The organism is Kurthia sibirica (assembly GCF_003143975.1).
Lineage (GTDB): Bacteria > Bacillota > Bacilli > Bacillales_A > Planococcaceae > Kurthia > Kurthia sibirica.
Window position 1 is genome coordinate 1 of sequence record NZ_QFVR01000004.1, and the last position, 12,234, is coordinate 12,234.

A 12,234-nucleotide genomic window follows, 5' to 3' on the forward strand; every position below is an offset into this window, starting at 1 on the left:
TCGAAATGCGATTCCACCAATTTTCGCTGTCAATCTTAAGCGGATATTAAAACTGCTAAATGAAAAAGAGTAAGAAATAGACAATGAAATAAGGCACTTTCTGTTCAAATCGAACAGAAAGTGCCTTGTTTTTATCTAAAAAATCAACTCGTCATTAAAAACATAAGTTTTTCAGTGCCCTCTTACTAGGTGTGCTTTTTCTTCTATTTTATTTACGTAATTGTTTAAATACTTTTTGGAAGGCTGCAACTGTTTTGGCAATATGTTCTTCCGTATGGGCCGTCGACATAAAAACACCTTCAAATTGTGATGGTGGAAGGAAAATACCTTCTTGTGCCATCATGCCATAATACTCTGCAAATAATGCTAAATCAGACGTTTTAGCTGTTTCAAAGTCCGTCACCTGTTCATTTGTTAGGAAGTAACCAATCATTGAGCCCGCACGATTTACTGTATGTGGAATATTGTACATTTCAGCGGCTTCACGGAAGCCGTTTTCCAATTGGTCACCCAACTTTTCAAAATGTGTATAGGACTCTTCCGTTAATAAACTAATCGTTTCAAGACCAGCAGTCATAGCAAGAGGATTTCCGGATAAAGTTCCTGCCTGATAAATAGGACCTGCTGGTGCAATTTCTTCCATAATATCGCGACGTCCCCCAAAAGCGCCAACTGGTAGTCCACCCCCGATTACTTTACCAAGGCAAGTAAGGTCTGGTAGTACATTATAATACCCTTGAGCTGAATGATAACCCACGCGGAAACCCGTCATCACTTCATCAAAGATTAAAATTGTACCAGCTTTTGTAGTAAGTTCACGTAAACCTTCTAAAAATCCTGGAAGTGGTGGTACACAGCCCATATTTCCTGCTACAGGCTCAACAATAACAGCGGCGATATCTTCACCATATTTTTCGAACATTTGTTGGACGGCTTCTATATTATTATATGGCACAGTTAACGTATTTTGAGCGATGCTAATAGGGACACCTGGACTATCTGGCAAGCCTAATGTAGCGACGCCAGAACCAGCTTTGATCAATAGTGAATCACCATGCCCATGATAAGAACCCTCGAATTTCAAAATTTTATCGCGTCCTGTAAAACCACGTGCAGCACGAATTGCTGACATCGTCGCTTCCGTACCAGAAGATACCATACGAATCATTTCTACAGATGGTACACGACGAATTACTTCTTTCGCCAACTCATTTTCAATTTTTGTAGATGCGCCAAACGAGGTACCCGACTCAGCAACTTTTTGAATAGCTGAAACAACTTTTGGATGTGTGTGACCAAGAATGAGTGGTCCCCATGATAAAACATAATCGATGTATGAATTCCCATCAACATCTGTAATAATTGCACCCTTACCACTTTCCATGACGATAGGCGCTTGATTTACGGCTTTAAATGCACGTACGGGACTGTTCACGCCACCTGGCATTAGGTTCACGGCTTCCGCATAAATTGCTTGTGATTTTTCAAAAGTTCTAGTCATTATTTTTTTCCTCCAACCAGCGAGCAGCATCTTTAGCATGATAGGTCATAATAAGATCTGCTCCTGCACGTTTCATACTCAGTAGTGTTTCTAGCACTGTTTTTTTCTCATCCATCCAGCCATTAATAGCTGCTGCTTTAATCATCGCGTACTCGCCTGATACATTGTATGCAACAACAGGTAAATCAAAATTATTACGTACATCACGTACGATATCTAAATAAGACAGCGCGGGCTTGACGATGAGAAAATCTGCTCCCTCTTCTACATCTGAAGTTGCCTCACGCATTGCCTCTAGTCGATTCGATGGATCCATTTGATAGGTTTTACGATCGCCAAATTTTGGTGCACCATCTGCAGCTTCACGGAAAGGACCATAATAGGCAGATGCATACTTCACAGCGTATGACATAATGGGTACATCTTCAAACCCCGCAGCATCTAACCCTTGACGAATAACTGTTACGAAGCCATCCATCATGTTGGACGGCGCGATAATATCCGCTCCTGCTTTTGCTTGCGACACTGCTGTTTGAGCCAATAAATCTAATGACGGATCATTGAGGATTCTTTCATCTTCTGACACAACGCCACAATGACCGTGTGATGTATATTCACAAAGACATGTGTCTGCAATAACAACTACTTCCGGATACTGTTTTTTAACAAAACGCGTTGCTTCTTGAACGATTCCATGATCGTGAAAAGCACCTGAACCAACTGAATCTTTCTCTGCTGGCAAACCGAATAATATAACAGATGGGATGCCTAACGATACAACCTCATCCATTTCTTCTTTTAAACGGTCGATTGAAAATTGAAAAATACCTGGCATCGAGGCAATTGGATTTTTAATATCCTTTCCTGCCATTACAAAAATCGGATAAATAAAATCCTCCTTATGCAAATGAGTTTCTTTCACCATTGCACGCATCGTAGCACTTTGACGTAAGCGTCTATGTCTTTTAAAATCCAATTTTGTCATTTTCATCTGTCCTTTCGTAACACAATTTCATCAATTACCGCCTGCATTGTATAAACTGTGGGCGTTATTATTTGCTGTGCACCGGCTGTTGCAAGCGCTTTTTCCGTTATATGACCAATTGCCGCAATATGCAGTTGCGACCACTTGATTTTTGGTCGTATTGTTCGTTCAAAAACACGAACAGCTGAAGGACTCGCAAAAACAATCGTACAATTACTTTTTGCTTGAATAGCTTCTAACATAGCAGCGGCGTATTTTATCGATTCGATGGTTTCATAAATCGTCCATGTTTCAACATGGCAATGCAAACCATCAACGAGTGTATTTTTTGCTAGAGAACCACGAATAAACAAGCATTGTTCATCGGTTGTAATGACAGTATTCATCTCTTCTACCATCGTATCTGCACTAAATCGTGTAGGTTTAAAATGCACTGAAAAACCAGCAGCTACTAAGGCTTGCTCCGTCTGATCTCCAACTGCCGCAATGCGCACGGACCATGCTGTTGCCTGCTTATCAAAACGTACCATTTTTGCAGCAAAAGCCTCGACGGCATGTTGACTCGTAAAGATTAACCAGTCGAAATTCATGCTTCTTCGCAAGAGCTGTTCATCTTCTTTTTGTTGTAACTCTGTCGTTTGGATAAGCGGGTAATGTTCCACCTGACCACCAAGTTCTTGGATATATGACGTGATTTTTTTCGTCACTGCCGTTCCCGTCAAAAGAATCCGTTCGTTTGTTAACGGTTTTTCACTGTTCATCTTGCTCAGCTTTAACGCGTTGGATTAAATCATAGGCTCCCTCAGCAGTTAACTTCTCCGCTACAATTTTACCAGCTTGTTCTGCATCAGTATGCGCAACAGTATGCGTATAAAATACGGAGGCATCAGGCGCTGCTACAAGACCTTCAAAATTTACTTGTCCATCTTTAAATGTTGCATAACCTGCTATTGGCACTTGACAGCCGCCATCCATAGCTGTAAGGAATGAACGCTCTGCAGTTGCAGTTTGCCATGTTGCAGCATCTGTCATTTTCGCCAATGCTTGCAATAACTCCTCGTCATCACCACGACATTCAATACCAAGAGAACCTTGACCTACTGCTGGTACACATACTTCTGTAGATAGAAATTCTGTTACGATCTCATCTGACCAACCCATGCGCTTTAAACCTGCTGCCGCAAGAATAATCGCATCATATTCTGCTGTCGCTAATTTCTCAAGTCGCGTATCGATATTCCCTCGGATCCATTTAATTGTAAGGTCAGGACGTACTTTTAATAGCTGGGCGCTTCTTCTTAAGCTAGATGTACCAACAACTGCTCCTTGCGGTAAATCTGCTAATTTCACATGATTTGTAGCTATAAAAGCATCGCGAGGATCTTCACGTTTAGGAATACAGCCGATAACTAAGCCTTCAGGTAGAACTGCTGGCATGTCTTTCATGCTATGTACAGCAAAGTCGATGTCCTGATTAAAAAGCTCTTGTTCAATTTCTTTAACGAATAAACCTTTACCGCCTACTTTAGATAACTGAACATCTAAAATACGATCACCCTTTGTTACAATTTCTTTGATTTCAAATTCAAATGGAGCTCCTGTTTTTTTCAATTCTTCGATAAACCAGTTCGTTTGTGTTAATGCTAATTTACTTCTTCTTGAACCTACGATAATTTTACGCAAATTTATCCTACCCTTCTATGCAAACCAAATTATATGAAGAATTCATTCCATCCCATTTTATCAGAAAGTGGATGAATACTACATTGTTAACAACTATATTCTTTTATAATAGCATAAAAACATGCTTGTAAAACGTACGATATCGTTACAATCTCCTATGGTAAAAAGTCTTTCTATTAAATAGTCTGCTAGGTGCAATTAACCGTTCAACTTCAGAATTACCAGTAAGATGGAGCCCTTCTAATAGCTAGGTTGGCATTGTAAAAAACCTCTAAAAAATCCAGAAGCTGAAGTTTTTTAGAGGTTGTCTTATTTTATTTTAGTACCAGAAATGAAAACCGGATAAACTACTACCTAAAAAGAAGTTAATAATAATAAATAAGAAGGCATAAATATTTGCCCATGCGTATTTAGTTGATCTTAATTTACCATTACGATTTAACACAATAATAATACAATAGGCTAGCAAGGAAATGATCGATCCCATAATTTTAATATCAAAAACGTTCAAATTATCAACGGTTACATATGCCCACATCAAACCGAGTACAAGGCTAATAAATAAAATGGGTACTCCGATAATAATCGACCATGTTGAGCTACTTTCTGCTTGTTGTAAAGAGGGTAGCCGCGTCCATTGCTTCGTCCATTTTTTCTTTTTTAGTACATTGTATAAAATCGTATAAAGTACGGAGAAAACAAAAGATAGTGAAAAAGCTACATAGGATAAAATCGCAAAAATAATGTGAATCAATAGTAATTCTGACAATAAATCCTGACCCACTGGTGATTGTACTAGTTGATTTGGTGCAAATGTATGGATTACCATAAATACAAATCCGATTATATTAATGAAGAATACCGGTAAATCCACTCGATAAATGCAATGTAATAAAATCGAAATTGATACAAGTAGCCACGAGTAGAAATAAATCCCTTCAAATAAAGTTAATATGGGGAAACGATGTGTTTCATACATATAGATAATTAAAAAAATCGATTGTAATACCCAAACGATTGAAACGAACCAAAAAGCGATTCGACGCGATTTAACATCTTTTTTCAAGTAGTCTATAAAATAAAATATTATCCCGATTGCATATAAAACGACAATCGCTTCATGCAATCTAGTCATAGTTAAATCGACCATACTATACTCCCCTTATGTTTCATAGCTTGAATAATGTAAACAGCTACTCAAATGAGCTAAGCCATTAAATATGCTAACAATATAGTCATTAAAGGATCACTCTTTATATGCCCTATTTGTAGTTCCATATTGGGAACAAAATAAAAAACGTCCTCGTATCTATATAGTAACACATAGATTCGACAACGCTGTATTATTTACGATTAAAATGATAATTTCGATTGTAATTCTTCACCAACTATCGAAGCTTTTTGGCGACGTTCTTTATCATGAAGCTGTTGTTTTTCAACTTCATCTTCTACGTCATCTTCAATGCCAAAAATTTGTTGGAATAATGCTAATTGCTTTTTGGCATCTGCAGTTCCTGCTAATTCTTTTGCTTGCAAAATCGGTTCTTTTAACAATTGATTGACGATTGATTTTGTATGCTTACTTAGCACTTTTTTTTCACGTTCTGTTAAATCAGGCATTTTATTTTCGATACTTTGCATCGTTTCCTCTTGGATACGTGTTGCTTTATTGCGTAATGCAGCAATAACTGGTACAACACCTAAAGTATCCATCCAATTTTGGAAATCGTGCAATTCTGTATCAATCATCGTCGTAATTTGGCTTGCTGCTTTTTCACGCTCTGCTAAATTCGATTCAACAATGCCATGTAAGTCATCAATATCATAAAGAAAAACATTGGATAGTTCGCCCACTTTAGGATCAATATCACGTGGTACTGCAATATCTACCATGAATAGTGGTTTTCCTTTACGTAGCTTCTCAACAAATTGCATTAATTCATAATCAATAACATAATTCGTTGCACCTGTAGAAGTAATAAGGATATCTGCTTCTAATAACGTACATTGTAATTCCTGCATTGATTTTGGTGTGCCATGGAATTTCTCTGCTAGAAGTTCCGCTTTAGATAAAGTGCGATTTAACACGGTCACTTTACGTACGCCGCTACCATATAAATTTTCCATTGCTAATTCGCCCATTTTACCAGCACCTAAAATTGCAACATGCTTATGTTCAAGTGAAGAAAAGATTTTCTTTCCTAACTCAACAGCAGCATATGATACCGATACGGCATTTTCTCCAATTGCTGTTTCATCATGTGCTTTTTTAGCGAAAGTTACGCTTTGTTTAAATAATTGATTAAACATTGTACCAGTTGTACCAATCTCTTGTGCTTCTAAAAAGCTATTTTTTACTTGACCAAGAATTTGTGTTTCTCCTAATACCATTGAATCAATACCAGAAGTCACCTTAAATAAATGTTCCATTGAGGCCTCATCTTCACGAATATAAAGATGACTCTCAAAATCCTCAACGGGAATCTTGAACCAATTTGCTAAAAATTTCTTCACATAATGACGACCAGTATGTAGCTGATCTACCACGGCATAAATCTCCGTGCGATTACAAGTAGAAATAATAACATTTTCTAATATGCTCTTTTCGTTTTGTAAAGCTCTCATCGCCTCAGTAAGTGCATTCTCTGTTATCGAGAACTTTTCACGAACTTCGACTGGAGCTGTTTTATAGTTCAACCCTACAACTATCGTATGCATGAAATCATACACCTCTCACGTTCAATATTAACAAATCATATTATACCACACTAAAAGTATTTTCTTTATTTACATAAGATAATTACGATTTCTGTCATAATTTCCTTCATTAGAATCATTCTTATATAAGTCTACCAAAGTTTTACCCTTCATTCAATGAATTGAACCTTTTTTACATATGTAAAAATGCAGTTGTTCTTATTGTTCTTGTAGTCTAACTAATTTTTCAAGTTCTTGCTGTCGCTCATCTAAACTATAATTCAAAAAGCGTTCATCAACTATTTGCTGTAATAATACCTTATTGTGCCTGTAAGTTTGTCGGCATTGTCCTAGAAATTGAATATAACTGGTATACTTTTCATCAAACTGTTCTTCTAAAGACCTCACTATTTTCTTTGTTAATGCCGGACTATTGGCGTTCGTGCTAACTGTTATCAATAGTTCGCCACGCCGCAACGTTGCAGGCAAAATAAAATCACTTAAAAAAGCATCATCTACACGACATACTAACCCTGCACACTGTTCTTGAATGGCATTGTTTAGCTCTAGCTGATTTGTTGCTATGATGCAGTATTTACTCCGTTCTACATCCTTTTTTTCATAAGGTCTTTGATGCCAAACAAGCTTCTTTAACATAGCTTGCTGAGCTATATAGGCTGTAGCTGTTGGGCTGACTACTGTCACGCTTGCACCACTATTAACTAATAAACGAATTTTACGAGTTGCAATTATACCACCACCGATTACTACAAAATGTAACTGTTCACTATTCAATTCTATTGGTAAATACGACATATAGCACCCCCTTACCTAATTATACCAAAAATCCATATAATCGCCTAATATCATTGACTAATATATGATTGGAACTACGTATCCCTCATATTATGTAGTATAAAAGAAGCTCCGAAATCTCAACGATTTCGGAGCTTCTTTGCCTTCTATTACCTTACATGCGACCTTCAATTTCAGCCCAAGCTTCATCGAAGCCTTTACCTGTTTCAGAAGAGAATAAAATCAATGGATCACTTGCATCCATTTGAAGCGTTGTACGGACAAGTTTTTTATGCTTTTCCCATTGTGCTTTTTTCACTTTATCTGCTTTTGTAGCAATAATAATACATGGGATATTATAATGCTTCAAGAAGTCATACATCATACAATCATCAACAGATGGAGCATGACGTAAATCGACAATTTGAATCGCTGCTTTTAAAAGATCTCGGCTTGTAAAGTATTCTTCAATCATTCTTCCCCATGCTTCACGCTCCGTTTTTGAAACTTTTGCGTAACCATAACCTGGTACATCGACGAAAAATAGTTCTTCTTCGATTTTATAAAAGTTTAACGTTTGTGTTTTCCCTGGTTTAGATGAAATACGTGCCATACTTTTACGACCAATCATCTTGTTGATAAACGATGATTTACCAACATTTGAGCGCCCTGCTAAAGCAAACTCCGGAAAGCCATCCTCCGGGTATTGATTTGGTCGTACTGCACTTATTACTAATTCTACATTATGAACTTTCATTTAAATTATTTCCCTCCGTCTAACGCTATTTTCAATACCTCGTCTGCGTTTGACACGAGCTTAAAAGTAAGCTCTTTTCGTACACTTTCTGGTATATCTTCAATATCATGTTCATTTTTCTTTGGAATGATAATCGTTTTCAGACCAGCGCGATGCGCACTTAAAGATTTCTCTTTTAGTCCACCGATTGGTAACACACGACCTCTCAATGTTACTTCACCTGTCATACCGACTTCTTTACGAATAGGCGTCTCCGTTATTGCGGACACTAAGGCCGTTACCATTGTTACACCAGCTGAAGGTCCGTCTTTTGGAACAGCGCCTTCTGGTACATGGACGTGAACATCATGCGTCTCAAAATAATCTGCGTTGACCTTTAATAAATCCAGTTTAGAGCGTACATAAGAAAGAGCTGTTTGAGCTGATTCTTTCATGACATCCCCTAGCTTACCAGTCAATTGCAGTTTACCTTTACCTGCTGTAATTGATACTTCAATTTGAAGTGTATCTCCACCAACAGTCGTGTAAGCTAAACCTGTAGCAACACCAATTTGATTTTCTTCTTCAGCAAGACCATAAGACACTTTATGATGACCTAAATAATCTGTTAGGTTTTTAACTGTAACAATAACACGTTTTTTCTCATCTGTCACAATTTGTTTTGCCGCTTTGCGACATACTTTTGCAATTGTACGCTCTAATCCACGTACACCAGCCTCACGCGTATAGTAACGAATTAAGTCTAACATAGCATCCGGCTTAAATTGAAGCTGTGATTTTTTCAAACCATTTTCAATAATTTGTTTTGGAGCCAAATGATTGATCGCAATTTGAAGTTTTTCTTGCTCTGTATAACCGCTGATTTGAATGACTTCCATACGATCACGTAGCGGTCCTGGGATTGAACCGAGATCATTGGCTGTAGCGACAAACAATACGTTTGATAGATCATATGTTTCTTCAATATAATGATCGCTAAACGTATTATTTTGCTCTGGATCTAGAACTTCTAACATCGCTGCAGAAGGATCACCGCGGAAATCATTCGACATTTTGTCAATTTCATCTAAAAGGAATACTGGATTGACCGTTCCAGCTTTTTTCATCCCTTGAATAATACGTCCTGGCATTGCACCAACATAGGTTCTGCGATGTCCCCGAATTTCTGACTCATCACGCACACCACCAAGTGAAACTCGGACAAATTCACGATTTAACGAGGAAGCAATAGACTTCGCAAGAGATGTTTTACCAACACCTGGAGGTCCTGCTAAACAGATAATCGGTCCTTTTAATGAACTTTTCAATTGCGTAACCGCTAAATATTCAAGAATTCGTTCCTTCACTTTTTCAAGTCCATCATGGTCATCATTCAAGATTTTCTCTGCCACCGCTAAATCTTGACGATCCTCTGTTTCCTTCGACCATGGAATAGCGATCATCCAATCAATATAATTGCGAATAACGCCGCTCTCAGCAGCTTGAGCAGGCAGTTTATCATAACGGCTTAATTCTTTTAACACTGCTTTTTCAGCATGTTCTGGCATCGCAGCTTCGGCAATTTTCTTTTTAAGCTCTGCAACTTCGCCTGGTTTACCTTCTTGGTCACCTAATTCTTCTTGAATAGCCTTCATTTGTTCTCGTAAATAAAAATCTTTTTGTGATTTTTCCACTGAACGTTTAACTTTTGAATGAATTTTTTTCTCAACATTCAATATTTCTTGTTCATTGGCAATACGTTGTAACAAAACTTCCAAGCGCTCTTTAACATCAACAGTACGTAAAATTTCTTGTTTTGCAACCATTTTCATAGGAAGATGCGTTGCAACAGTATCAGCTAGTAAACCTGCATCGGTAATTTCCACAGACGTATCTAAAAGTTCTGGAGAAATTTTACTTGACACTTTAATATATTTTCCGAAAGACTCCAATAACGTTCTCATGAGTGCTTCCATTTCAATTGTTTTTTCCTCTGAATCTACGAAAGCCTCCACATCAACAACTGTCATTTTTTCCTCGTCAATATAATCCAATACTTTTGCACGGCTAATGCCTTCAACTAAAATACGCGATGTGCCATTTGGCAATTTAATCATCTGCTTAATTTTTGCAAGTGTACCCATGCTATAAAAATCTTTTGTTTCTGGGTTTTCTTTTGCAATTTCCTTTTGAGTTACTAAGAAAATTGTACTATCGTCATTCATTGCCTGCTCAACAGCCGACATCGATTTTTCACGGCCCACATCTATATGTAACAGCATATGTGGGTAAACAATCAAACCGCGTAGTGGAAGTAAAGGTACTCTATACGTTCTCATTTTTTCTGCCATGTGAAGCCACCTCCATTTTATGATTGTACTAGGTTCTATAAAACATAAAAAAGCTGGCTTTCGAAATTGTGCATATTTAGCACTTAATCGAAGCCAGCTAGTATCCTTGTTTTGATTAGGCTGATGTTTTTTCGCTATCTGAATCTTTAACTTCAGTTCCATCTTCTAATAAAAGTTTTGGATGAGCTTTTTCAGTAAGTGTTTCCTTCGTAATAATACATTTAGCGATATCATCACGTGAAGGAAGTTCAAACATCACATCAAGCATAACATTTTCAATGATTGATCTTAAACCACGGGCACCTGTTTTACGTTCAATTGCTTCTTTAGCAATTTCAAGTAAAGCGTCGTCTGTGAATTCCAACTCTACATTATCTAAGCCAATCATTTTTTCATATTGTTTAGTTAATGCATTTTTTGGTTGCGTTAGAATTTGAACAAGAGCATCTTCATCTAGTTGCTCTAAGCTAGCCAATACTGGTAAACGGCCGATAAATTCAGGGATTAAACCGAATTTCAATAAATCTTCCGGTACCAAATATTTCATTAATTTTTTATCATCTGTTTTTTGTTCTTCTGTTGAACCAAAACCGATCACTTTTTGTCCTTTACGGCGTTTAATAATCGATTCGATTCCGTCGAATGCACCACCAACGATGAATAAAATATTCGTCGTATCAATTTGTAAAAATTCTTGATGAGGATGTTTGCGTCCACCTTGTGGAGGAACGCTCGCAACTGTGCCTTCTAAGATTTTTAGAAGTGCTTGTTGAACACCTTCACCTGAAACATCACGAGTAATGGATGGATTTTCAGATTTGCGTGCTACTTTATCGATCTCATCAATATAAATGATACCACGTTCTGCACGTTCGATATCATAGTCTGCAGCTTGTATTAGTTTTAATAAAATATTTTCAACATCTTCCCCAACATAACCCGCTTCAGTTAATGAAGTGGCATCAGCAATAGCAAATGGCACATCGATAATACGAGCAAGTGTTTGAGCAAGCAATGTTTTACCACTACCAGTAGGTCCGATTAATACAATATTAGATTTTGATAATTCTACATCGTCAATTTTACTTTGAGAATTAACGCGTTTGTAGTGATTATATACGGCAACAGATAGGGCTTTTTTAGCGCGCTCTTGTCCGATAACATAACTGTCCAATGTATTAAGAATTTCTTTTGGTTTTGGAATTTCTTTCATTTCAACATCTTCTTCAGTGCCTAGTTCCTCAACTACTATTTCAGAACATAGATCGATACATTCATCACAAATATATACGCCAGGACCGGCTACTAGTTTACGTACTTGTTCTTGTGGTTTACCACAGAATGAGCATTTTAGATTGCCTTTTTCATCATTAAATTTGAACAATTATTTCACCCCTATTCAAGCAACAATATTACAAGATTCTATTGACATTATCAAATATAACGTACTTTCTCAATAATATTTACTTTTAATTGTATGTACAAG

The 12,234-nt window shown here is 37.3% G+C and carries 10 protein-coding genes; all 10 read right to left on the reverse strand.

All coding sequences use genetic code 11. From position 1 onward, the window contains the following. Window positions 1-208: 208 nt before the first annotated feature. Window positions 209-1,501, reverse strand: a complete 1,293-nt coding sequence (gene hemL, locus DEX24_RS03955) for a glutamate-1-semialdehyde 2,1-aminomutase (RefSeq protein WP_109305112.1) — start codon at window positions 1,499-1,501, stop codon at window positions 209-211. Further along, on the reverse strand, window positions 1,494-2,486 hold the full coding sequence (hemB, locus tag DEX24_RS03960; RefSeq protein ID WP_109305303.1) for a porphobilinogen synthase: 993 nt from the start codon (window positions 2,484-2,486) through the stop codon (window positions 1,494-1,496). The genes hemL and hemB overlap by 8 nt, the downstream gene beginning before the upstream one ends. A gap of 2 nt (window positions 2,487-2,488) precedes the next feature. After that, window positions 2,489-3,247, reverse strand: coding sequence for a uroporphyrinogen-III synthase (locus DEX24_RS03965; protein ID WP_109305113.1), 759 nt, complete (start codon window positions 3,245-3,247; stop codon window positions 2,489-2,491). Next, the gene (gene hemC, locus DEX24_RS03970; RefSeq protein WP_109305114.1) at window positions 3,237-4,169 is read right to left on the reverse strand and encodes a hydroxymethylbilane synthase; all 933 of its coding nucleotides are present in this window, start codon (window positions 4,167-4,169) and stop codon (window positions 3,237-3,239) included. The genes DEX24_RS03965 and hemC overlap by 11 nt, the downstream gene beginning before the upstream one ends. A 319-nt stretch (window positions 4,170-4,488) precedes the next feature. After that, window positions 4,489-5,319 carry a cytochrome C assembly family protein gene (locus DEX24_RS03975; protein ID WP_109305115.1) on the reverse strand — a complete coding sequence of 277 codons (831 nt, stop codon included), beginning with the start codon at window positions 5,317-5,319 and terminating at the stop codon, window positions 4,489-4,491. A 203-nt stretch (window positions 5,320-5,522) separates the two neighbouring features. Then, on the reverse strand, window positions 5,523-6,887 hold the full coding sequence (gene hemA / locus DEX24_RS03980) for a glutamyl-tRNA reductase (protein WP_109305116.1): 1,365 nt from the start codon (window positions 6,885-6,887) through the stop codon (window positions 5,523-5,525). A 198-nt stretch (window positions 6,888-7,085) separates the two neighbouring features. Then, window positions 7,086-7,682 (reverse strand): precorrin-2 dehydrogenase/sirohydrochlorin ferrochelatase family protein, encoded by a 597-nt coding sequence (locus DEX24_RS03985; protein WP_109305117.1) that lies wholly within the window; start codon window positions 7,680-7,682, stop codon window positions 7,086-7,088. 154 nt (window positions 7,683-7,836) lie between these two features. Further along, complete coding sequence (gene yihA, locus DEX24_RS03990) at window positions 7,837-8,418, reverse strand: ribosome biogenesis GTP-binding protein YihA/YsxC (RefSeq protein WP_109305118.1); 582 nt, start codon at window positions 8,416-8,418, stop codon at window positions 7,837-7,839. Between the two features lie 5 nt (window positions 8,419-8,423). Further along, window positions 8,424-10,748, reverse strand: a complete 2,325-nt coding sequence (gene lon / locus DEX24_RS03995) for an endopeptidase La (protein ID WP_109305119.1) — start codon at window positions 10,746-10,748, stop codon at window positions 8,424-8,426. A gap of 115 nt (window positions 10,749-10,863) precedes the next feature. After that, window positions 10,864-12,132: an ATP-dependent protease ATP-binding subunit ClpX gene (clpX, locus tag DEX24_RS04000; RefSeq protein ID WP_109305120.1), complete on the reverse strand. Its 1,269-nt coding sequence runs from the start codon at window positions 12,130-12,132 to the stop codon at window positions 10,864-10,866. Window positions 12,133-12,234: the final 102 nt, after the last annotated feature.

What these genes read in the sequence shown, in the direction of transcription:
- DEX24_RS03985 (WP_109305117.1), bottom strand. Translation starts at nt 7,682, where the DNA reads ATGTCGTATTTACCAATAGAATTGAATAGTGAACAGTTACATTTTGTA.
- lon (WP_109305119.1), bottom strand. Translation starts at nt 10,748, where the DNA reads ATGGCAGAAAAAATGAGAACGTATAGAGTACCTTTACTTCCACTACGC.
- yihA (WP_109305118.1), bottom strand. Translation starts at nt 8,418, where the DNA reads ATGAAAGTTCATAATGTAGAATTAGTAATAAGTGCAGTACGACCAAAT.
- hemL (WP_109305112.1), bottom strand. Translation starts at nt 1,501, where the DNA reads ATGACTAGAACTTTTGAAAAATCACAAGCAATTTATGCGGAAGCCGTG.
- hemB (WP_109305303.1), bottom strand. Translation starts at nt 2,486, where the DNA reads ATGACAAAATTGGATTTTAAAAGACATAGACGCTTACGTCAAAGTGCT.
- DEX24_RS03965 (WP_109305113.1), bottom strand. Translation starts at nt 3,247, where the DNA reads ATGAACAGTGAAAAACCGTTAACAAACGAACGGATTCTTTTGACGGGA.
- hemA (WP_109305116.1), bottom strand. Translation starts at nt 6,887, where the DNA reads ATGCATACGATAGTTGTAGGGTTGAACTATAAAACAGCTCCAGTCGAA.
- DEX24_RS03975 (WP_109305115.1), bottom strand. Translation starts at nt 5,319, where the DNA reads ATGGTCGATTTAACTATGACTAGATTGCATGAAGCGATTGTCGTTTTA.